The 20,473-nt window shown below is 57.2% G+C and carries 20 protein-coding genes; 6 read left to right on the plus strand and 14 right to left on the minus strand.

The genetic code is table 11. The annotated features are described in order from the left end of the window. Nucleotides 1-263: 263 nt before the first annotated feature. From trmB to ftsY, 6 genes are all read right to left on the minus strand, one after another. Complete coding sequence (trmB, locus tag WEB54_RS02245; protein WP_368053024.1) at nucleotides 264-959, minus strand: tRNA (guanosine(46)-N7)-methyltransferase TrmB; 696 nt, start codon at nucleotides 957-959, stop codon at nucleotides 264-266. 27 nt (nucleotides 960-986) lie between these two features. Next, nucleotides 987-1,364 (minus strand): DUF423 domain-containing protein, encoded by a 378-nt coding sequence (locus WEB54_RS02250; RefSeq protein WP_368053025.1) that lies wholly within the window; start codon nucleotides 1,362-1,364, stop codon nucleotides 987-989. Nucleotides 1,365-1,494: 130 nt separating this feature from the next. Beyond that, entirely contained in the window at nucleotides 1,495-2,367 is an 873-nt protein-coding gene (gene rpoH, locus WEB54_RS02255; RefSeq protein ID WP_368053026.1) for an RNA polymerase sigma factor RpoH, read from the minus strand. 263 nt (nucleotides 2,368-2,630) lie between these two features. Continuing rightward, the gene (gene ftsX, locus WEB54_RS02260) at nucleotides 2,631-3,626 is read right to left on the minus strand and encodes a permease-like cell division protein FtsX (protein ID WP_368053027.1); all 996 of its coding nucleotides are present in this window, start codon (nucleotides 3,624-3,626) and stop codon (nucleotides 2,631-2,633) included. Continuing rightward, nucleotides 3,623-4,300, minus strand: coding sequence for a cell division ATP-binding protein FtsE (gene ftsE / locus WEB54_RS02265; protein WP_368053028.1), 678 nt, complete (start codon nucleotides 4,298-4,300; stop codon nucleotides 3,623-3,625). The genes ftsX and ftsE overlap by 4 nt, the downstream gene beginning before the upstream one ends. Further along, nucleotides 4,297-5,352, minus strand: coding sequence for a signal recognition particle-docking protein FtsY (ftsY, locus tag WEB54_RS02270; protein WP_368053029.1), 1,056 nt, complete (start codon nucleotides 5,350-5,352; stop codon nucleotides 4,297-4,299). The genes ftsE and ftsY overlap by 4 nt, the downstream gene beginning before the upstream one ends. Nucleotides 5,353-5,665: 313 nt before the next feature. Here ftsY and rsmD point away from each other — a divergent pair, with 313 nt between their 5' ends. From rsmD to WEB54_RS02290, 4 genes are all read left to right on the plus strand, one after another. After that, nucleotides 5,666-6,268 carry a 16S rRNA (guanine(966)-N(2))-methyltransferase RsmD gene (rsmD, locus tag WEB54_RS02275; RefSeq protein WP_368053030.1) on the plus strand — a complete coding sequence of 201 codons (603 nt, stop codon included), beginning with the start codon at nucleotides 5,666-5,668 and terminating at the stop codon, nucleotides 6,266-6,268. Between the two features lie 68 nt (nucleotides 6,269-6,336). After that, nucleotides 6,337-7,743 carry a coniferyl aldehyde dehydrogenase gene (locus WEB54_RS02280; RefSeq protein WP_368053031.1) on the plus strand — a complete coding sequence of 469 codons (1,407 nt, stop codon included), beginning with the start codon at nucleotides 6,337-6,339 and terminating at the stop codon, nucleotides 7,741-7,743. Between the two features lie 92 nt (nucleotides 7,744-7,835). Then, on the plus strand, nucleotides 7,836-8,324 hold the full coding sequence (gene coaD, locus WEB54_RS02285) for a pantetheine-phosphate adenylyltransferase (protein WP_368053032.1): 489 nt from the start codon (nucleotides 7,836-7,838) through the stop codon (nucleotides 8,322-8,324). 41 nt (nucleotides 8,325-8,365) lie between these two features. Further along, nucleotides 8,366-8,620 carry a YfhL family 4Fe-4S dicluster ferredoxin gene (locus WEB54_RS02290; protein ID WP_368053033.1) on the plus strand — a complete coding sequence of 85 codons (255 nt, stop codon included), beginning with the start codon at nucleotides 8,366-8,368 and terminating at the stop codon, nucleotides 8,618-8,620. Nucleotides 8,621-8,815: 195 nt separating this feature from the next. On the opposite strand, the gene WEB54_RS02295 is transcribed toward WEB54_RS02290, so the two are convergent. Continuing rightward, nucleotides 8,816-9,937 (minus strand): succinylglutamate desuccinylase/aspartoacylase family protein, encoded by a 1,122-nt coding sequence (locus WEB54_RS02295; protein WP_368053034.1) that lies wholly within the window; start codon nucleotides 9,935-9,937, stop codon nucleotides 8,816-8,818. A gap of 234 nt (nucleotides 9,938-10,171) precedes the next feature. Between WEB54_RS02295 and WEB54_RS02300 the strand changes: the two genes are divergently transcribed. Further along, nucleotides 10,172-11,224 carry an RNA polymerase sigma factor RpoD/SigA gene (locus WEB54_RS02300; RefSeq protein ID WP_368053035.1) on the plus strand — a complete coding sequence of 351 codons (1,053 nt, stop codon included), beginning with the start codon at nucleotides 10,172-10,174 and terminating at the stop codon, nucleotides 11,222-11,224. A 27-nt stretch (nucleotides 11,225-11,251) separates the two neighbouring features. Here WEB54_RS02300 and WEB54_RS02305 read toward each other — a convergent pair whose 3' ends face one another. The 7 genes from WEB54_RS02305 to WEB54_RS02335 all read right to left on the minus strand — a co-directional run bounded on the left by WEB54_RS02305 (nucleotide 11,252) and on the right by WEB54_RS02335 (nucleotide 17,183). Further along, complete coding sequence (locus WEB54_RS02305) at nucleotides 11,252-11,605, minus strand: GNAT family N-acetyltransferase (protein WP_368053055.1); 354 nt, start codon at nucleotides 11,603-11,605, stop codon at nucleotides 11,252-11,254. Further along, nucleotides 11,530-11,739 (minus strand): hypothetical protein, encoded by a 210-nt coding sequence (locus WEB54_RS02310; RefSeq protein ID WP_368053036.1) that lies wholly within the window; start codon nucleotides 11,737-11,739, stop codon nucleotides 11,530-11,532. The genes WEB54_RS02305 and WEB54_RS02310 overlap by 76 nt, the downstream gene beginning before the upstream one ends. Next, nucleotides 11,736-12,788 (minus strand): glutathione synthase, encoded by a 1,053-nt coding sequence (gene gshB, locus WEB54_RS02315; protein WP_368053037.1) that lies wholly within the window; start codon nucleotides 12,786-12,788, stop codon nucleotides 11,736-11,738. The genes WEB54_RS02310 and gshB overlap by 4 nt, the downstream gene beginning before the upstream one ends. 206 nt (nucleotides 12,789-12,994) lie before the next feature. After that, the gene (locus WEB54_RS02320; protein WP_368053038.1) at nucleotides 12,995-13,627 is read right to left on the minus strand and encodes a CDP-alcohol phosphatidyltransferase family protein; all 633 of its coding nucleotides are present in this window, start codon (nucleotides 13,625-13,627) and stop codon (nucleotides 12,995-12,997) included. Beyond that, nucleotides 13,620-14,258 (minus strand): ATP-binding cassette domain-containing protein, encoded by a 639-nt coding sequence (locus tag WEB54_RS02325; protein WP_368053039.1) that lies wholly within the window; start codon nucleotides 14,256-14,258, stop codon nucleotides 13,620-13,622. Before WEB54_RS02325 ends, WEB54_RS02320 begins: the two co-directional genes overlap by 8 nt. Nucleotides 14,259-14,274: 16 nt before the next feature. Continuing rightward, a complete protein-coding gene (locus WEB54_RS02330) occupies nucleotides 14,275-15,984 on the minus strand; it encodes an ABC transporter permease (protein ID WP_368053040.1) in 1,710 nt (569 codons plus the stop codon). Beyond that, nucleotides 15,981-17,183: an ABC transporter substrate-binding protein gene (locus tag WEB54_RS02335; protein ID WP_368053041.1), complete on the minus strand. Its 1,203-nt coding sequence runs from the start codon at nucleotides 17,181-17,183 to the stop codon at nucleotides 15,981-15,983. Before WEB54_RS02335 ends, WEB54_RS02330 begins: the two co-directional genes overlap by 4 nt. 350 nt (nucleotides 17,184-17,533) lie before the next feature. On the opposite strand from WEB54_RS02335, the gene glnE reads away from it, so the two are divergent. Next, nucleotides 17,534-20,371: a bifunctional [glutamate--ammonia ligase]-adenylyl-L-tyrosine phosphorylase/[glutamate--ammonia-ligase] adenylyltransferase gene (glnE, locus tag WEB54_RS02340; protein ID WP_368053042.1), complete on the plus strand. Its 2,838-nt coding sequence runs from the start codon at nucleotides 17,534-17,536 to the stop codon at nucleotides 20,369-20,371. The last annotated feature ends 102 nt before the right edge of the window (nucleotides 20,372-20,473 follow it).

Consider the following 20,473-nt stretch of genomic DNA (forward strand, 5'->3'; position numbering starts at 1 on the left):
AAAATCCCGCGATCGAATCCTGACATCCTTGCTGGCTGCACCGAGCCCGTCGATGTGTTGTGCGAACACATTACCCGCAGGCTGATCCATCACCTGGCGCAATGGGTGGCCACCAGAGCCAGCCGGCAGATTATCATTGCCGATACCGACTACCATGCGAGTGCCTTGTATCAGAGCCTGAGGTTCAGGTTGTCGCAACGGGAAGGGCTGCTTGTGCCATCTGCCAGTGCCCGGTTCCGTCTCTCCAGACCCCTGAGCGCGGTTCAGACAGTTTTGAATTCCAGATCCCAAACCCCATGTCCAAGGCGAATGCCACGTCGTTCGTATTTGGTTTCGGGCCGTTGCTCGGGTCGGCCGGGTAGATAACGGCCACTCCCCTGCGTATTTTCCCATCCTTCAGCGGCTTCCATAACACCAAGCATGTGTTCGGCATAGTTTTGCCAGTCGGTGGCCATGTGGAAAGTGCCGCCCGGCTTCAGCTTTTTGCGCAACAAGGAGGCAAATTCGGGCTGAACAATGCGTCTTTTATGGTGGCGTTTCTTGTGCCAGGGATCGGGGAAAAACAATTGCACGGTATCGAGGCAGTTATCTGGTATGGAGTGGGTGAGAAACTCTACCGCATCTTCCTTACAGACTCTCAGATTGGTTACGCCTTCTTCCTGAACATGATGCAACAGGCGCCCGACGCCGGGTGTGTGCACTTCTACCCCGATAAAGTCTTTTTCTGGGGCTTGTTGTGCCATAGTCAGTAAAGAATCTCCGTTACCAAAGCCTATTTCGAAGATAACCGGCGCACGGCGGCCGAATACCTGCGACACATCATAGACACCGTGACTGAGATTGAGCCCCAGCGTCGGCCAGCCGTTTTCCAAAGCCAGTTTCTGGCCTTCGGTCATGCGCCCGGTGCGCATGACAAAACTGCGAACCTTGCGTTGAATGGGGGAGAGTTCGTTGGTCATGAGGGTTCCATTTTTGTTCTTAAGTAATCAGTGGCCGCGGGTGAGATGCCAGGCCAGTGTAAACCAGCCGCCAATTAACAAAATACCACCCACTGGAGTAATGGCTCCCAGCAGCGGAATATCCAGTAAAACCAGGGCATAGAGGCTACCGGAAAAAATCAGGGTGCCGGCAAGAATCATGAGTGCGGAAACCATGACACCCCGATGCGGATAGTGTTGCAAATACAGCCCCAGCCACAGTAGGGCCAGAGCATGAACCATGTGATAGTGAACGGCGGTATCCCAGGTTTGTAGCCGTTGCGGGGTGACCATGGTTTCCAGTGCATGACTGCCGAAAGCCCCCAGAGCAACACTCAGCCCGGCCAGTAATGCCCCCAGTGCAGTGAGTCGTCGAATATTAGGCATAGTAGGGGTTTCCGTCTTTACGATACTGTTTGACGTTGCGTTGCGTTGCGTTGCGATCGCACCGTCAGAATGGATGGTGCAGACATAAAAAAGCCGCTTTGCAGCGGCTTTTTCAGGCCAGGCCCATTGATCAGAAATCGATGGTCATGGCTTTTTTAACTTTCTTCATGGCGTTCTTTTCCAACTGACGGATACGCTCAGCAGAAACACCATACACATCGGCCAGTTCATGCAGCGTGGATTTGTTGTCGCTCAACCAGCGCTTCTGAATGATGTCCTTGGAGCGATCATCCAGGTCTTCGAGTGCTGCGAACAATTGGTCGTTGGCATCGGTCTCGTAGTTGTCCTGCTCGACCAGTGCTGCCGGGTCGGCACCCTGGGCTTGCAGGTAGTGGACCGGGAACATGGCCGGACCTTCATCATCGTCTTCGTTGGGCGCATCGAAGGTGGCGTCGTGAGCAGTCAGACGGCCTTCCATTTCATAGACGGTTTTCAGGTTCACGCCCAGGGTATCGGCGATGTCCTGTGCTTCACGCTCATTCAACCAGCCCAGACGTTTTTTGGAGCTGCGCAGGTTAAAAAACAGTTTGCGCTGTGCCTTGGTGGTCGCCACTTTCACGATGCGCCAGTTACGCAGAATGTATTCGTGAATTTCGGCCTTAATCCAGTGCACAGCAAAAGACACCAGGCGTACACCCACTTCAGGGTTGAAGCGACGCACGGCTTTCATTAACCCGACGTTGCCTTCCTGAATCAGATCACCCTGGTTGAGCCCATAGCCCGAGTAACTCTTGGCGATGTGAACAACAAAACGCAGGTGAGACAGTACCAGACGGCGAGCCGCGTCGATGTCTTCCTGATAGTACAAGCGCTCAGCCAGCTCTTTCTCTTCGTTGGCGGTCAGCAGGTCGAAGGTGTTGACCGACTGAATGTACGACTCGAGGCTCTGACCCGGGGCCAGAGAATCCAAAGCAAGCGCAGGAACACTGTTGTTCAGTTTCACGTTTTCTCCCTCCCCCGAAAGCACCGGATCTCAAACCAATGCACGCGGTGGAAATCAAATTAATTCACCGACTATATTAACAGAAGTCGGCTCTTGAACCCTAGTATCAGCGGTAAATGTTGTGCAAACCATCAATCAACATTAATGTTTTTGATAGTCAAATACTATAGCCATTGGTCATTCGACTGCTGCGAAATGCCATCATCGCAAGAAGCCGTTTTGCAGAATAATATTGCGGTGTACGGTGCACGGAAAGCCCCGGTTCACCTGGGTTCGGCATCTTTCAGGTGGCGTTGTAACGCAATATGAGCACCAGCCAGGCTAACGCCGACAGACGCCAGTATCAGGACCAGAGTGTCCGTAAAGCCCAGCCAGGCTACGTTGGCCTCAAGACCATAGGTGCTCAGAAAAGCAGTCAGTGGGCTGCGTAACCACCAGGCGACGGCGGTGACCAGAATCCAGGCGGCAACACCGCCGAGCAGTCCGTACCAGATGCCCAGGTAGGCAAAGGGCCGACGCACGAAGGCTTCGGTGGCACCGAGCAGTTTGATGACCCGGATTTCATCTTTACGTGACTCAATGGCCAGCCGAATGGTGTTGCCAACGACCAACAAAACCGCAACGCCCAGCAACACAGCCAGCCCGGTGACGATACTGTAGATTAGTTCCAGGAACCGGTTCAGGCGATCAATCCAAGCCAGATCCAGCTGCACATCGTCCACTTCCGGCAGACCCCGAATGAGCAGTTGTAACGCTTCCAGCTGGCTGCTGTTTTGCTGTGTAGGGACCACGACGATACTGGCGGGCAGGGGATTGTTCGATAAACCCAGCGCCTGCCGGTTAATCGACAAGGTCGCCTGAAATGACTCCCAGGCTTCTTCCGCACTGATGTAGTAGGCACGTGCGACTTCCGGCCGGGCACCGAGTTCCCGGGTAAGTCGTTCTCCGTCGGAATCTGCCAGGCCCTGTTCGAGATACAGGGTGATCTGGCCACCTTCCTGCCATTGTTCGGTTTGTGCCTGCAAGGAGGACAGCGCCAGGTAGAACAGGGTCGGCAACGTCAGTGAAATGGCGATAACCAGCCAGGTCAGGGCACTTGAAACCGGGCTGCGCAGCAGTCGCATCAGGGATTCTCGGGCACAGTCCCGATGATGGCGCAGCCACGCCGAGCGATTGCCGGAAGCACCGGTACGACGCCGGTTGGCACCGCCTTGAACGTTACTTTTAGCTGGCGTGCGGGTTGGGGTTCTGGTGTTCACGAACGCCTCCCGTCGAATGGCGTACTCATTAGCCTGCCGTGCTGAAGCGAGGCGACCCGATAGTTCAGGCGGGCGATCAGGCCGAGATCGTGACTGGCGATCAGTACGGTTGTGCCGACCCGGTTAAATTCGGAAAACAATTCCATAATGTCTCGTGACAAACTCGGGTCAAGGTTCCCGGTCGGTTCGTCGGCCAGTAATATGGCTGGCTTTTTTACCACCGCCCTGGCAATACCTACACGCTGTTGTTCACCGCCAGACAATTGAATGGGGCGGTACTTCTCTCGCTCCAGCAGGCCGACCTTGTCGAGTGCCGCACGCACCCGGCGTGTCACGTCTTTGGGGTGCTCGCCAGCGATGATCAGCGGCAGAGCGACGTTGTCGTAAACCGTCTGATCCATCAGCAGTTGATGATCCTGATGGACTATACCCAGATTGCGTCTGAAATGCGGAATCTGCGAGCGTCGCAGGCGGTTCAGGATCTGGCCGTTGACCCGCAATTGTCCGGACGAGGCCTTTTCAATGCGAGTGATCAACTTCAGCAAGGTGCTCTTACCAGCGCCGCTATGCCCGGTCAGAAACACCATTTCGCCTTTTTCTATGTGCAAACTGATGCTCGACAGGGCTTCATGGCCGCCCTCATAGCGTTTGCTGACCTGATCGAAATGAATCATTCGGAGCGCGTATCCAACAGGGCATCGACAAAATCGCGGGCATTGAAGGGACGCAGGTCGTCGACCTGTTCCCCGACCCCGATAAAGCGCACGGGAATGCCCAGTTTTTTGGCCAGCGCAAAAATAACGCCGCCTTTGGCAGTCCCGTCGAGCTTGGTCAATGCCAGGCCGGTCAGGTTGACGGCTTCGGTGAAACTGCGGGCCTGGCTGATGGCGTTCTGGCCGGTACCAGCGTCCAGTACCAGTAACACTTCGTGCGGTGCGGCTGCATCCAGCTTTTTCATAACCCGGACGACTTTGGCCAGTTCGTTCATCAGATTGTCTTTGTTGTGCAGCCGGCCAGCGGTGTCGGCGATGACGACGTCTACACCGCGCGACTGGGCCGCCTGCACCGCATCGAAAATCACCGATGCGCTGTCAGCCCCGGTATGCTGGGCAATCACCGGAACATTGTTGCGCTCACCCCACACCTGCAATTGCTCGACCGCGGCCGCACGAAAGGTATCCCCGGCCGCCAGCAACACGGAATGGCCATCACCCTGGAATTTTTTCGTCAATTTACCAATGGTTGTGGTTTTACCAACCCCATTAACGCCAACCACCAGGATGACATAGGGTTTTTGTGACCCGTCTATTACCAAAGGTGCCTCGACAGACTGCAACTGATGCACCAGCGTGTCGCGCAGGGCGTACAACAGGGCATCGCCGTCCTTCAATTCCTTGCGACCGACCCGCTCTGTCAGTTCGTCGACAATGGCGGCTGTCGCCTCAATGCCGACATCGGCGGTCAGTAGTTGAGTTTCCAGTTCTTCGAGCAGGTTGTCATCGATGCTTTTTTTGCCCAGAAACAGCGATGCCAGACCGTCGGTAAAGGTCGACCGGGTGCGGCCCAGCCCCTGACGCATGCGCGAAAATAAGGAGGCGGCCGGTATTTCCGGTTTGGGTGGTTCGGTCTCGGATTTTGATTTCTTTTTGCCAAAGCCCAGCATGGTGACGTTGTAGCCTGTGTAGTCGGGTGAATGGTAACGGCGGATGTCGGTCGTGCCCGGCAACAGACCTCGGGACTGGGCCCGCTGTATTGTATGTAGTGCCAGGCCGTTCTGAAAAACTGCATTGAAAGCCGCGCTATGCTAGCAAAATGCATTCGCCAGCCAAAGTCTTATTATACCCGGAAATGGATAGTAGCGCGTGAGGGGCAGGGGCCGGTCGTGTCTTTCTCCACGCAGCGGGCAGAACAGCTGCCATGGTGCAAGCGGCCTATTTTCGGTACATTGAGGCTTCCCGGTTTGCCGCACACAGGAATTTCCGCGCGTGAGCAAAGCCGATCTACGTTTTCCGAATAACCCCTGATCATAAGAGATAAACATGCCCAGACCAGTTCGAAAAGGACCCGCCAGGGGCGCCGGAACATTGCGCATCATCGGCGGTGATTACCGGGGTCGCCGGCTCGACATAGCGGATCTCGAAGGACTGCGGCCGACCGGGGATCGTCAACGGGAAACGCTGTTTAACTGGTTGCAGATGCAAACGCCCGGTGCCCGGGTGCTGGATACCTTTGCCGGCACCGGTGCCCTGGGGCTTGAAGCGGCCTCCAGAGGGGCACAGCATGTGTGGCTGCTCGAGAAGCAGCCACAGGCCGTGGCCAGCCTGAACCAGGCTGTGGCCAAACTGGGGTGTGCGGCCACCGTGGTGCGTTGCGATGCGCTGAAGTGGCTGGCTCAGGCAGAGACAGAGCCCTTCGATCTGATCTTTCTGGACCCACCCTTTGCGGCCGGTTTGTGGGCCGATGCCCTGGCCGCGTTGATCGAGCACAAGCGACTGGCTGATCGGGCCTGGGTCTATCTGGAAAGCCCAAAACATCAGCCAATAACGCCGCCTGCGGGGTTTGAATTGATGAAGGAAAAGCACAGTGGTGATATCAGCATGAGACTTTACCAGTGGTCGGCTCCTGCAATGGATGCGAGCTGACCGCCGTGCATTGACCCGACCCTGATCACTGACCTAGAGTCCGCGGGACCTTTGTGACTGAGTTGTACATGACACCGGACACCCTTAAAACCGTATTTGACCGTCAACAGGCCGCATACCGGCTACACCCTTATCCGAGCCTGGCGGAACGCCGCTATCGGCTGAACCAGCTCAAGCAGCTCATCCTTGCCCATCAGGACGAAATCACGGTGGCTCTGAATCAGGATTTTGGCTGCCGCTCTGCCGGCGAAACCCTGAATGCCGAGGTGATGCCGTCTGTTATGGGCATCAACCACGCGATGCGTCACCTGAGAAGCTGGATGAAGGGCCGCAAACGACGGGTACCTTTGCCGTTTCAACCCGCCCACAGCATGTTGCTGCCGCAGCCATTGGGGGTGGCCGGGATCATCGTTCCCTGGAATTACGCGCTGTATCTGGCCATCGGGCCGATGACGTCTGCACTGTCGGCGGGCAACCATTGCATGATCAAAATGTCTGAATACACCCCGACCTTTGGCGCCCTGTTTGAACGTTTGATCGCCGAAACCTTTGACGATGCGGTGGTAACGGTAATCAACGGCGAGGTTGAAGTGGCGCAGGCCTTTTCGGCGTTGCCGTTTGATCATCTGCTGTTTACCGGCTCAACGGTGGTTGGCAAGCAAGTCATGGCCGCCGCCGCACAGAATTTGACGCCGGTAACGCTGGAGTTGGGTGGTAAGAGTCCGGTGGTGATCGACACCAGCATTCCGATTGAAGTCGCTGCCGAGCGACTGGCGTTTGGCAAGTGCCTGAATGCGGGTCAGACCTGCATCGCGCCGGACTATATACTGTGTCCGCCGGATCGGATCGAAACCTTTATCAGCGCCTTTCACCAGGCGGTCACTCGTTTATATGGCAAGGTAAACGATAATCCGGACTACTCTTCCATCATCAATGAACGCCAGCGTCAGCGGTTGCAGTCCTGGCTGCATGAGGCGCAAGCCGAAGGCGCTACATTGCACTGGGGTGACCAGACCCCAGGCCTCGACGCCAGCAATGGCAAGCTGCCCCCGGTACTGCTTACCGGTGTGTCGCTGGACAGTCAGGTCATGCAGCAGGAAATTTTCGGGCCCATATTGCCGGTTATTCCGTACTCGTCGGTGATCGAAGCACAGCGATTCATCAATGACCGGCCCCGACCTCTGACCCTCTATCTGTTTGGTTACGACAAGGCCTGGCAGGCCAAATTCGAACACAGCACCCACAGTGGTGCGTTGGTCATCAACGAAGTGCTGTTTCACTTTGCTCTGGACAACCTGCCAATAGGCGGCGTAGGAGCCAGCGGTATGGGGCAGTATCACGGTGTGGAAGGCTTCAATACATTTTCCGCCCTGAAGCCCGTGGTGGGTAAGCAGCGTCTGAGCAGTTTCTGGGTGGCTTATCCACCCTATGGTGGCTGGGTACAAAGACTGATTAAAAAAGTCATTCTCAGGTAGCCTGCTCTTGCCGGCAGACAGCGGGACTTCGATTTGTGCCGCCCGGGCGGCTGGGGTAACATTCGCGCGCGTTGAATAACCGGGAGCGCAATATGGTACGCACCGTAGTATACCCAGGCACCTTCGACCCCATTACTTATGGGCATATGGATTTGGTCGAACGAGGTCTGCGGCAATTCGACAAAGTGATTGTTGCCGTGGCCGCCAGTCCCAAGAAGAAACCGCTGTTCAGCCTGGAACAACGGGTTGCGCTGGCACGTGAGGTCACTAAAGGCATGGGTAACGTTGAAGTCGAAGGCTTTAGCAACCTGCTGGTCGACTTTGCCCATGAGAAAGGGGCGCAGACTATTTTGCGTGGCTTGCGCGTGGTCAGTGATTTCGAGTATGAATTCCAGCTGGCCAACATGAACCGGGTACTGGCGCCGGACGTGGAAAGCCTGTTTCTGACGCCCTCTGAGCAGTATTCCTTTATTTCGTCTACCTTTGTGCGTGAGATTTCGCTGCTGCACGGCGATGTGACCAAAATGGTGCATCCCATCGTTCAAAAGGCGCTTGCCGAGATCTATCAGCAGAACGATTGATTCACAACGGCCGCCAGACGGCGTGTTTGAGGAAGGTTACCATGGCCCTGTACATCACCGATGAGTGCATTAATTGCGATGTGTGTGAGCCCGAGTGCCCCAACAACGCCATTTCTGAAGGTGAGGAAATCTATGTAATTGACCCGCAACTGTGCACGGAGTGTGTCGGCCATTACGACGAACCCCAGTGCCAGCAGGTCTGCCCGGTCGATTGCATTCCTCACGACCCGTCGCATGTCGAAACCAAACCCCAGCTACACGACAAATACGAACGTATCATGGCCGCCCAGGCCTGATCATTACCCTTGTGGGCTTATTACTTCGAGTCGGCTGCATCGCGCCTTGAACCCGCGACGGATGGCAAGGCTGCTCCTGCGGGGGCGCCGTGAATACATCCATGTAGGCTTAACTTCGGCATCCATGCCTCAGATACCCCCGCAGAAGCAACCCTGCCACCCGTCGCTAATCTATTTCGTACTCCGAACCTCAAGTTAATAACTCAGCTGGGTTCCCGGCTGTATCTGCTGATCTTTACTGGCAATCATGCCAATGCTGGCGCCGGGCGATGTTAGAAAGGTGTCCGTTTTGCTGAACAGGCGGCCGCTAGTTGGCGCGGCGACGGCAAGGCGCTCCGGGCGGTTGCTGTCGAGCAACACAATCTCGGCTAATAGGTCTCCAGCCTCAACCCAGTCACCCAGCGATTGGTGGTAAACCACCAGGCCGTTGGCCGGTGAAGTGATGACCTTTACCTGGTCGACATTAATGCCCAGCGTTTCACCCTCCTGGGGCTGGGCAACGGCATTACTGTTCGAAATAAAGCCCAGCTGCTCAAGAAACGCCAGCAAACCCTCTGCATCCCGACTTGCCAGGGCATCGCTGACGTCTTTTTGGCCACGCAGTTCGATGGTGGCTGCAAAACAGGGTTCGGCAAAGAGCTTTCCGGTGTTCTCAGCCAGGGTGATCCAGGGCTGGGTGTGGCTGCCGTCAAAGGCGACCGTACCCCGTACGTCTTCTTCCAGGCGGATGGCGAAACCCAGACTATCGGCCAGGAGCGTTCCGGTTGGACGTTGGTGATCGCCATAAAACACATGAGGCAGGGCGTTGTCATCGCAATGCAGGTCGAGCATCAGGTGCGCGTCGATTGACTGGCTGAGCAAGGCCTGGTGCAGGGCTTCGATTTCGTAATGCCCGGATTTTTCAGCCACCAACTGGCGCATTGCCGCACGCAGTTGAAGATCATTCTGTTTTGCATCGGGGCCCAGTAAATGTCCCACTCTGTGAGTCAGTGCCCCGATCGATAATGACATGCCCCGGTTGAAGTTCTGCCCGGTAGTGGCATCAAAACGGCCCGGAAACTTGCCAAACAGGCGCTGATTCATACCGACGGGGTTGGCGAAGGGCACAATCACAATGTGCTGGTGGATATGGCCGGCTTGCTCCAATGCCTCCAAGCGCGTCATCAGGTGCTGCAAGGTCAGCAAACCGGGCCATTCATCCGCATGCAAACCCGCCTGCAGATAGGCCTTGCGGGGGCCGCTGCCATATTCATGGATGGTCAGGTGGCGCTGCATGCCCGGTGCCGGAGACGGCAGCGGCAGGTGTGTGGTTTTCATGGGGGTTCCATAGTGGTGTTCGTAGAGTGGGGTAGTTTACTGAGCCCTGTCTGGCAATAACAGGGGGGGTGCTTAAAGGCAGCCCGATATCTAATCTAAAACTGATACATCCTACGAACATATGGACGAACCGTATCTTTCTACGCGGGTTGAATGCTGATAAATGCGCGCCACCCTAGGTGGGAGGTAAGTGGTTCGGACAGTTACGTCGAACGAATTGGTATAGGTGCAACGATGAATGCTCATAATCCGGCCTGGTTTGCTGCGGCGGCCGACGCAGAGTACAACAGTTACGCCGAATGGAGCCGACGGCATCCCCTGCTGACGGCGGAACAGGAGCGTGCCTGGCTGCAGCAGCATCAGGATGCGTCGCTGGCGCTGATTCGTCTAACTCAGGGAATTGGCAAAACCTGGTGGCAGCAACGGTACCCGGGCCTAGACTGGCAGCAGGACTGGATCAAAACGATTTGGGACAAGCGACCTAACCATGCGGATATGTATGCGTTACGGCTCTGGTACCTGGATCTGAACTCTGCTCCGACTATGCTGCCACGGCTATGGCGGCGGTTGCTTCAGGCGCGTGAAGTGTTGCTTGGGTCGAACATTCGCCTGGTGTTCAGTGTGGCGCATCAGCACGTTAACCAGGGGCTGGAACTGACCGATCTGGTGCAGGAGGGTCAGTTGGGGTTGATGCGCGCCCTGGAAAAATTCGATGTGCAGCAAGGCACCCGCTTTTCGACATACAGTCACTATTGGATTCAGCAGTTTATCCGCCTTGGGCTGAAAAACCAGGCGGCCCTGATTCGTAAGCCGACCAATGTGGTGGATGATGTTAAGCGGTTTCAGCGACAGTTGGTGATGGCGCAGCAAAGCGCTGGAAAACCGGTGTCGGTGGCGGCCATCAGCAAGGAACTGAAGATGGACGAAGCCAAGGTCCGGCATTTTTTGGAGCTGGGGCTTAGCCCTCTGTCACTCGATGCGCCGTTGTCAGACGATGGCTCCGAAAGCTGGGCCAGCCATCTGGAGGCGACGGATCTGACCACCTACGAGGCCACCGAGCAAAGCGAGGTGATCGACCGAATCAGGCAGTCACTGGGAGTGTTGGGGCACCGCGAGAAAGTGATTGTCGCACTTCGCTACGGAATACAGCATGGTCGCGAATATGGTTACCGGGAGATCGCCGATCAGCTCGGGGTCAGCCGGGAGCGGGTGCGTCAGTTGGAAAAAGAAGCGCTGAACAAATTGCGGATGCACTGGAACAGGCCGGATGCAATGGCGGCACCCTAAGTGCTAATTAACTCAAATCTGGATGGGTCAGAGCGTATGTTGCCAGCGCTGCAACCACTTTTGGCTGTCGCTGAGCAGATCTCCGGTGTGTACAAAGCCGGTTTGGGCCAGCACGGATTGCGACGCCAGGTTCCCGGGAGCAGTAACGGCGACCACCCGGGTGAGGTGATGCTGATGGGCAACCGCACACAACCACCGCACCAGTTCGGTGGCGTGTCCCTGGCGACGCCAGTCGGGGTGAGTCCGGTAGCCAAGCTCAATGGTCCGCTTTATCGGCGGACCTTTGAATCCGCCAGCGGCAACCGCTAAGTCACCCTGGTAGACGCAGCCGGGCGGTACCAGAGAGCCTGAGTTGGGTTGATCTGGATCAGGAGTTGCAATTCAAACAGCAGATCCGGGTGGCCGAAGAGCGACTGGCACTGCGCCGGCCGGGACAGCAGGACGACAATGTCTGCGTCTGAAAGCCAGTCGATCCGCGTGGGTGCGGTCGGGTCTGGCGGTCTCTGGGGTGTCATTCGTTATCCAGTAAATCTCGCGAGCGCAAATCCGACAGGCGCTTCATCAGGTGTTCGAGTTCAGCATGTTTTTCACGCCGTTCACTGACCCGATCCTCCAGAAAGTCGATGACCTGCTTTTGCAGTTTTACTTTGCTCAGACGGTTAATGTTGGTGATGCCGCCCGGGTTGCAGACGTTGACTTCCAACAGGCGCTCGCCAATCAGGTCCAGGCCTACGAAATCGAGACCATCGGCTACCAGTTTGGGACCAATTTTCCGGCAGACCCGTTTTTGTTCTTCCGTCAGTTTCCAGGTATGGGCACTACCGCCAGCCTGAATATTGGCACGGACATCGCCCTCTGCAGGTTTGCGGTGGTAGGCACCGATGGCTTTGCCATTGAGCATCAATACCCGGACATCACCGTGCTCAGCGCCTTCGATGTAGGCCTGCAGAATGACGTAATTATTGCGTTCCCGGTCGATGTAGAAATCGAGCAGGCTCTTGATACTCGATTGCGCTGCCTTTTCCAGCACAATCACGCCGTGGCCACCGCTGCCATCCAATGGTTTCAAAATCCACTTGGCGCGGTCGCTTTCGCGAATAACGCGCAGCAGGTAGTCCTTGTTCTTGGATACATGGGTTTCTGGCAGAAAGTGGTTTTCCGGGTCGTGAAACGTGGTGGTGTAGAGCTTGTTGCTGGCCTTGCGAACACCGTCGACGTCGTTGATGACCAGAGTTTCATTCTTGACCGCATCGAGGAAACTCAGAATGGTTGGGTCGATCGGCGGATCCTTGCGGATCATGATGCAATCGAACGCATGCAACGGCAGCATTTTTTCGTCGAAGCGGATTTTTTTGTACAGCGTGGCCACACTTTCGGGCACTTTATCGATTGGCTGAATGACCCGCGAAAAACCGTTTACAACGTTGTTGCGCACTGTCAGGTTTTGCGGGTACAGCAGCGCTACTTTGTGGCCGCGTATCAGGCATTCCTGGATCATCACCAGGGTAGAGCTTTTGCCGGGTTCGATGTCTTCCCAGGCGTTGATCAGAAAAGCAATGTACATGGCTTATCCTTTGCGAAAGTTTGGATACGGTAGTAGTAAGAAATTGTGTCGTCGTCAGCCTAACCCCTTGGTCGTCAGGCAGCAACAGGGCTGCGGAGTTTACGTTTGAAGCCGGGGAGCTGCAAAGGCTTTGTGAGCAGTCTGGCACAGTACTCACTCTGGGTCGGTATAAATAAACCTGGTGCCCAAATCGATCAAACGGGCTGTCAATTGAGGGTAGATGACACCGGGTCGTCCTTCAGGCTGTGGTAGCCGCCGACAACCCGGGTCAGGGTGGTCACGGCACAGAGTCCAAAAAACGCCCACGCCAGCCAGACAAACTGGGCCGGAAACAGGCACATGGCTACCAAAAATGCGATGGTTTCGGTGCCTTCGGCCAGGCCCCCGAGGTAATAAAAGCCTTTGCTGGGGTAGGTCATGCTGCTCAGTTTGCGCCGTTCCGCCAGAATGGCATAAGCGAGGAAGCTGCTCGCCGTACCCATAAAGCCCCAGAGCAGAAAGGCGGCGGCAAGAGCATTGTCAGCGGGGTTGGCCAGCGCAAACCCAGCAATCACGGCAGCGTAGAAGACAAAATCCAACACAATGTCGAGCAGCGCACCGCCATCAGTGGCGCCCTGTACCCGGGCCAGTTCACCGTCGAGTCCGTCGGCCAGTCGATTAAGCAAGATAACAATCAGGGCCGCACCGTAAAGCTCCAGCGCCAGGAAAGGGACAACCAGCATACCCAGCGTGAAACCAGCGAGGGTGACCTGGTTTGCCCGAACGCCGTGCCGGTTGGCACGCCGCGCCAGTCGGCTCAATGGTGGTTTGATCAGGGTCAGAGTCCAGCGATCAAGCATAGGGTGTCTCCAATTCTATGAGTTGGCCATGTTCGGGCCGGTCGGCCGGGTCGTGCGTGACCATCAGGGCGGGTATGCCCAGCTCGATGATCCGGCCAAACACCCAGTCCCGAAACTGGCCACGCAGGTGCTGGTCCAGCTTGGAAAAGGGTTCGTCGAGCAGGATCAGACGCGGCTCTGCCAGCAGAGTGCGCAGCAGGCTGATGCGCGCGCGTTGCCCGCCAGACAGGGTGGCGACGTCGCGCTGTTCATAGGATGCCAGCCCGGCGCTGCCCAGTGCTGACGCGATGCGCTCGCGTTGCTGATCCCGGTTCAGGCCGCTGGGCAGGGCAAACACCAGGTTCTGGTAGACGTTTAAATGCGGAAACAGCAGATCGTCCTGAAACAGAATCCCGACCTGACGGTGTTCGATCGGTACAGACAACAGGCTTTGGCGGTTCAGCCGGATGTCGCCGCTGAGCTCGAACATCGGCGGCAGTGTGCCGGAAATGGCCGCCAGCAAGGTTGACTTGCCCGACCCGCTAGGGCCCATGACGGTGGCAATATCGCCCGGTTCCAGATGCACCGTCAGTGGCTGGAACAGGGGTTTTCGATTGAGTGTCAGGCTCAGTTGGTCGATATCAAAAGTCATGCGGTGTCCGTTTAGGTCAGGGTTGGCCCTGTTGCAGGGCTCGGTGATGCCGGTAACGCCAGGCGGCCAACGACAGCGCTAGCGCAAATCCGGCCAGAGGCAACAGTTGCTGCACCAGGGCGTAGACCGCCATGCTACTCCGGTTGCTGCCACTGGCCAGGCTGACGGCCTCGGTGGTGACGGTGGCAAAGCGCCCGCCGCCAATGAATAGGGTCGGCAGATACTGGGCGACCGACACGGCAAAGCCGGTTGCCAAAGTGTAGCCAATGGGCCGCCACAGCTGCCCCAGTTTAATGCGCCAGAAGGTTGTCAGCCGGCGTCCGCTGAGGCTCAGGCCAACCCAGGTGTAACGTTCGTCAAAAGCTCGGTAAGGGCCGCTGAGAGTCAGAAACGTATAGGGCAGCACAAACACCAGGTGAGACCAGACCAGCACCCACCACTGACCGCCTAGATGAAGCCAGGCCAGGCTGACCTGAAAACCGAATAGAAACGCGATTTGTGGGACCAGCAGTGGTAGATAAAGCACCCAGATCAGTCGCTGGGCGGTAAACGTTGGCTGCTGCTGGCGCAGCCGAACTTCATTCTCCAGTGCGCCGATCACCAGCACCAAAGCAATAAAAGCAGCGCTCAGCCCGGTACTAAGCGTCAGCCACAAGGGTTCAAGCAGGCGTTCCGGGGCCGTCATCCAGGTGCGTGCGCTGAACGGGTTGGGCCAGAGGTCGGGGAAGCGCCATTGGCCGGCAACCGACCAGAGGATCAAAACCAGCAGTGAGGTCAGATAGATCAGAATACCGGGAATCAACACCAGTGATGCCCAGAGGCGCAGGCCCAGCCTAAAACGCGGTCGGTTGCCGTTGCTCAGCAGGTACAAACACATCGCCCGCAGGGGGCGCTCCAGACTGTACATAACTGCCAGGGCCAGCAGGGTTACTAACAACAGGGTTGTCGCCGCTGCGGCACCGGGTAACCGCAGCAGCAAATCCGGATCGTTGAACAGGCGGGTAGCCATAACCGCCAGTGTAGGCGGGGCGGTGGGCCCGGCGATCAGGGCGATATCGACCACCGACAGGCTGAACGCCATGACGGCGTAGAAGGGCAGCCGCAGCCGACTATAAAGTAAAGGCCAAATGAGAGTAAGCCAGACTTTTCCCGGTCGATAGCCCAGGCTGGCTCCTAGCCACAGGGTCTTTTCGACTTTCAGGGCGGGCAGGGATGCCAGCGCCATAAACAGCAAAAAAGGAATTTCTTTCAGCGCCAGAACCAGCATCAGGCTGAGGCCATAGGGGTCTTTAAAGGTCATCCAATTGGGCGGGTAGTCGGGCCAACCGATGAGCAGGGCCAGCCAGCGAACCAGCCAGCCACTGGGTGCGACCAGAAAGCCAATGCCAATGGCAAAGGCGGCGTGGGGCACCGACAAAATGGGGGCCAGCAGTTTTTCCAGCCGTCGAAAGCCCCTGGAGGGATAAAAGGCCACCAGAATTAACACAGTAGCCCCCAGAGCCAGCAGAGATGAACCGATGCCGGTCAGCAACGAGAGGCGCAACGCCGTCAGGGCTCCAGGGTAGTGCAGCAGATCGACCCAGGGCGCCAGGCTAAAGGCCCGCTGCCCCAAAGCCGGGAACCAGCCAAAAGCGGGTAGCCAGGTTCCCGCCAGCCCGACCAGAACCGGCGTCAGGAACGCCAGTAATAGCAGGCGCGGAAACCAGGGCAGTATTCTGGTAATCAATGTGCGTAGCGTTGCTGCCAGGCGCGTTCCAGGGCCGGAACCCAGCTGGCGTCGGGTTCACGCAGCACGGTACCCAGCTCATCGGCAGTAAGTGTTGCCGCGCCTTGTGGCAGTTGCTCGAACAGGGTCCGATCAGCGTCCGACAGTTTATCGATCGCCAGCACTGTGGGGTCACCCCAGACTTGGGTATTGGCTTTATGCGCCTGGGCCTCGGGCGACATCAGGAAGTTGGCAACCACCTGAGCCGCCGCCGTGTTATCGCTGTTGTAAGGAATGCCAACAAAGTGAGTGTTGCCGATGGACCCGGCTTCATGCACGTAAGTGCGGACGGTATCCGGCAATTCACCGTTGGCGATGGCGTTGCTGGCATCGTTTGGGTTGAATGACAACGACAGGATGATTTCGCCGTCGTTCAACAGTTGAGTCATTTCCGGGGCACCGCTGGTGAATGTTTCCCCGTTGCGCCACATCAGTGGGTGCAATAAATCCAGGTAGGCCCACAGCGGTTCGGTCACAGTTTCAAAGTTGGCGTCGTCGACCGGCTGATACAATGGCTCGCGATCGGCGGCCAGTTCCAGCAGCGCTTGCTTGAGAAAGGTGGTGCCGTGAAAGGCTGGTGGTGCCGGGTAGGTTACCCGTCCCGGGTTTTCGCTGGCAAAGTCGAGCAGGTCGAGCATCGAGCTTGGTGTTTCATCGACGCGTGCCATATCGGCTATAAACACCAACTGAGCCATGCCCCAGGGTGCCTCGAGGTTGTCTACCGGAGTAGTGAAGTCGTAGAGGGTGGTCGGCTTGTTTTCGGTGTCAACCAGCTCGTAGTTCGGCAGATTTTGAGTGAACGGGCCAAACAGCAAGTCGTTCTCTTTCATCGCCGCAAAGTTTTCACCGTTGATCCAGACCAGATCGGCCGCGCCGCCGCTGTCACGACCAGCGGTTTTTTCCGACAGGATCTGGCTGATGACAGTCCCGATTTCAGCGAGCTTGACGTGTTCCAAGTTGATGCCGTAGTCGTCTTCAACCCGGTCTGCGGCCCAGCGTACATAATTGTTAATGACTTCGCTGCCACCCCAGGCGTGAAAATACACCGTCTGGCCCCGTGCCTGTTCCAGGGTGTCAGTCCAGCTGGTTTCGGCCAGAGCAGTGCCCGTAGCGAGTGTTGCAGTCAGGGTCGCGGCGAGCGCCCAGTGGTGTCTTAACATGCCGTATCCTTTTGTACTGGTTGATGTGATGAGTGGCATTTGGGGCCCCCAGGGTCGTAAGGTGCCGTCGGTAGGGGGTGATACCGCCCGGAAAATGTTGTATTCGGAGACTGCTCCAACCGATCCCTGCCGGGATAATGGTACCCTAATTTAGTGGTCGTACGATCATCACGATTCTTACACCCGGCAGCGAAACACCACTCTTCCGCCTGCTATAGTGATTCGATACGGCACTCACCGGGTTGCGGATGCTCTGGTCTCGCGTGAACTGATCAGCGTCTCCCTGGTTTCCATGCTGCCGGGCTTTTGGCAGTATTCCCCAACACGCCACCGGTAAAGAGAGTAACGCTGTGACAGCACCTTCCGTGTTAGACGCTTCCTATCAGGACCATGTCGAACAGGCCAAATCGACTGGTCTGTCGTCTGAAGTGGCAGGCTGGCTGGCAAAAACAGCAGCATGCAGCCCCTGGTTTGATGAGTTGCTGAAACTCTCGGGATATACCGACGTGGCCCGCTGGGTCACCGACCCGCAACCATCCGACGCTGAACTGGACGCGCTCAGCGCTCACTGGAGCCTCGACGACCTGGATACCCCCAAAGCCGATTTGCGCGGCTGGCGCAACCGGCACATGGCCCGGTTGATGGTGCGCGATGCCAACGGCTTGTCGAATGCCCGGCAAACTGCCCGGGCGGTGTCTGATCTGGCTGATGTGGCTATTCGTCGTGCCGTCACTTATGCCGAAGCGCACTGGGCTGAGTGCTGGGGCCCGCCCGGGCCGTCTGAGTTTGGCGAGCGTCAGCAGAGCATGGTGGTGCTGGCCATGGGCAAGCATGGCGCCCGCGAACTGAACCTGTCGTCGGATATTGATCTGATTTTTGCCTTTCCCAATCAGGACGAGACCAGTAACGGGCGCAGTCATGAGGAGTTCTTCACCCGGGTCGGTCGAACGGTTATTCAACTGTTGGATACCCGCACCCCCGAGGGTTTCGTCTTCCGGGTCGATATGAGGTTACGGCCCTGGGGGCAGAGCGGTGCGCTGGTCAGTAATTTTGCCGCCATGCATCACTATTACACCCATCAGGGGCGAGAGTGGGAACGGTTTGCCATGGTTAAGGCACGGCCGGTAACCGGTGCACGGGAGGCGCAGGCAGCGCTTGAGTTGGATCTCAGGTCTTTTGTCTACCGTCGTTATGTGGATTTCCATGCTCTGGGTGCCTTGCGTCGCCTGAAATCGATGATTCAGAAAGAAGTGCGACGTCAGCAGCTGGAAGACAACATCAAGCTGGGTCAGGGTGGCATTCGCGAAGTTGAGTTCATCGCCCAGGCGTTTCAATTGATACGCGGCGGTCAGGACCTGTCGTTACAGGAGCGGGGCACCTGGCCAGTGCTGTCGCGGCTGGCGGATGAGGGCTACCTGCCTGCTGAAGTCAGCCGGGAGCTGGTAGATGCCTATACCTTCCTGCGCGATCTCGAACATCGAATTCAGGCGCTGCGTGACGAGCAGACCCAGCGGTTACCGTCGGATGCCACTGACCGCGCCCGGCTGGCCTGGTCAATGGGGTTTGACTCGGTTGAAGCGCTGCTGGAACAGCTGGCGCACTACCGGGAGCGGGTGCATCACCACTTTCAACAAGTCGTGGCTGAAGATGCCGGATCCAGTCGTCCGCTGGATCCGGCCATGGTGTCTCTCTGGCAGGATGGTAAAACAGAGTCGACTGACTATGAGGCCGCCGACCTGGACGCCGTTCTGACGTTCAGAAACGAAGCGGCCGTTCAGCGCTTGCAGGGACAGGCGCGCGACAATCTCGATCAGGTCATGCCGATGCTGCTGACTGAGCTGGTTGCCAGCAAGCAACTGGGCAGCGGATTTGAAGCACTGCGACCCATTCTGGAAGCCATTTTGCGGCGATCGGTATATTTCGTATTGCTGGCAGAGAACCCGGACGCCTTGCGCCAGCTGTGCCGCCTGGCACCGGCTTCACCCTGGATCGCCAATCTGTTCACGCAAAAGCCCTATCTTCTGGACGAATTGTCCGACCCCGACAGCCTCTATCGCCTGCCACAACGCGGTGAACTGACCGACGACCTGCACCAGACATTGCTGCGTGTTCCGAGCGATGATCTGGAGCAGCAAATGGAGGTGCTGCGGCATTTTCGCCATGGCCGGGTATTGCGAGCGGCGGCCTGTGAAGTCGCGTCCATGTTGCCGCTGATGAAAATATCTGACTATCTGGCCTGGGTCGGGGAGGTGGTGGTAGAGCAGGCCCTGGCCCTGGCCTGGCAGCAAATGGTGGCCAAACACGGGCGCCCCAGCCGCGATAACGGCGACTGGTGTGAACTCGATTTCGGTGTTGTGGCCTACGGTAAAATGGGGGGGCTGGAGTTGTCCTACGAGTCGGATCTCGATCTGGTGTTTCTGCATCAGGCTTCAGCTCAGGGGGCAACCGAGGGTCCGAAAGTCATTGATAATGGGGTGTTCATGGCTCGGCTGGGCCAGCGATTGATCCATTTGCTGAGTACTGCGACACCCAGTGGCACGCTTTATGAAGTGGATACCCGGTTGCGGCCCTCTGGTAGTTCAGGCCTGCTGGTGACCAGTTTAACTGCGTTCGAAAAGTACCAGAACAGCAAGGCCTGGACCTGGGAGCATCAGGCGTTGGTCAGGGCCCGGTTTATTGCTGGCGATCCTGATCTGCAGACTGCCTTTAATGCCGTTCGCCAGGACATTCTGCAGCGTCCCCGTGACCGGTCGGCGCTGCGCGAAGACGTTATTCAGATGCGCCGCAAAATGGTGGGGCATTTGTCCAGCCAGGCACAAAAAGACAAGTCGGATGAGGTGTTTCACATTAAACAGGACCCAGGTGGCATTGTTGACCTGGAGTTCCTGGTGCAATACCTGGTGCTGGCTTATGCGGACGAACACCCTGAGGTTGCCCGCTGGTCGGATAACGTCCGCTGCATAAAAGCCCTGCGCGAAGCGAAAGTTCTGCCCGATGAGCAAGCCGAACAGTGGCTCAATGCCTATCTGACACTGCGCGAGCATACCCACCATGCGGTGTTGTCGGGGACCTCAACGACCGTGCCGGTGGCGCATATGACACCGGAACTGGCGCGGGTGCGGCAATTGATCCGGGATCAGTGGCAACATTGGCTGGGTGCTGAATCGCCCGCCGAGCAGGCCGACTGATGCTCATGGTGGCATTGCTGCCTCCCGGTGTGTCAGGTGAGGAATACAGTGTTGATATCAATTCATGGTGTTGGGGGGCATTGTCGCTAGAGTCTGGCTTGG

Source organism: Saccharospirillum sp., assembly GCF_040881935.1.
Classification (GTDB): Bacteria; Pseudomonadota; Gammaproteobacteria; order Pseudomonadales; family Natronospirillaceae; genus Saccharospirillum.

Coding starts and splice junctions, on each gene's coding strand:
- WEB54_RS02280 (WP_368053031.1), top strand. CDS start 6,337: ATGACACCGGACACCCTTAAAACCGTATTTGACCGTCAACAGGCCGCA.
- WEB54_RS02300 (WP_368053035.1), top strand. CDS start 10,172: ATGAATGCTCATAATCCGGCCTGGTTTGCTGCGGCGGCCGACGCAGAG.
- coaD (WP_368053032.1), top strand. CDS start 7,836: ATGGTACGCACCGTAGTATACCCAGGCACCTTCGACCCCATTACTTAT.
- WEB54_RS02320 (WP_368053038.1), bottom strand. CDS start 13,627: ATGCTTGATCGCTGGACTCTGACCCTGATCAAACCACCATTGAGCCGA.
- trmB (WP_368053024.1), bottom strand. CDS start 959: ATGACCAACGAACTCTCCCCCATTCAACGCAAGGTTCGCAGTTTTGTC.
- ftsE (WP_368053028.1), bottom strand. CDS start 4,300: ATGATTCATTTCGATCAGGTCAGCAAACGCTATGAGGGCGGCCATGAA.
- gshB (WP_368053037.1), bottom strand. CDS start 12,788: ATGTACATTGCTTTTCTGATCAACGCCTGGGAAGACATCGAACCCGGC.
- WEB54_RS02295 (WP_368053034.1), bottom strand. CDS start 9,937: ATGAAAACCACACACCTGCCGCTGCCGTCTCCGGCACCGGGCATGCAG.
- rsmD (WP_368053030.1), top strand. CDS start 5,666: ATGCCCAGACCAGTTCGAAAAGGACCCGCCAGGGGCGCCGGAACATTG.
- WEB54_RS02325 (WP_368053039.1), bottom strand. CDS start 14,258: ATGACTTTTGATATCGACCAACTGAGCCTGACACTCAATCGAAAACCC.
- WEB54_RS02310 (WP_368053036.1), bottom strand. CDS start 11,739: ATGACACCCCAGAGACCGCCAGACCCGACCGCACCCACGCGGATCGAC.
- WEB54_RS02290 (WP_368053033.1), top strand. CDS start 8,366: ATGGCCCTGTACATCACCGATGAGTGCATTAATTGCGATGTGTGTGAG.
- WEB54_RS02250 (WP_368053025.1), bottom strand. CDS start 1,364: ATGCCTAATATTCGACGACTCACTGCACTGGGGGCATTACTGGCCGGG.
- WEB54_RS02335 (WP_368053041.1), bottom strand. CDS start 17,183: ATGTTAAGACACCACTGGGCGCTCGCCGCGACCCTGACTGCAACACTC.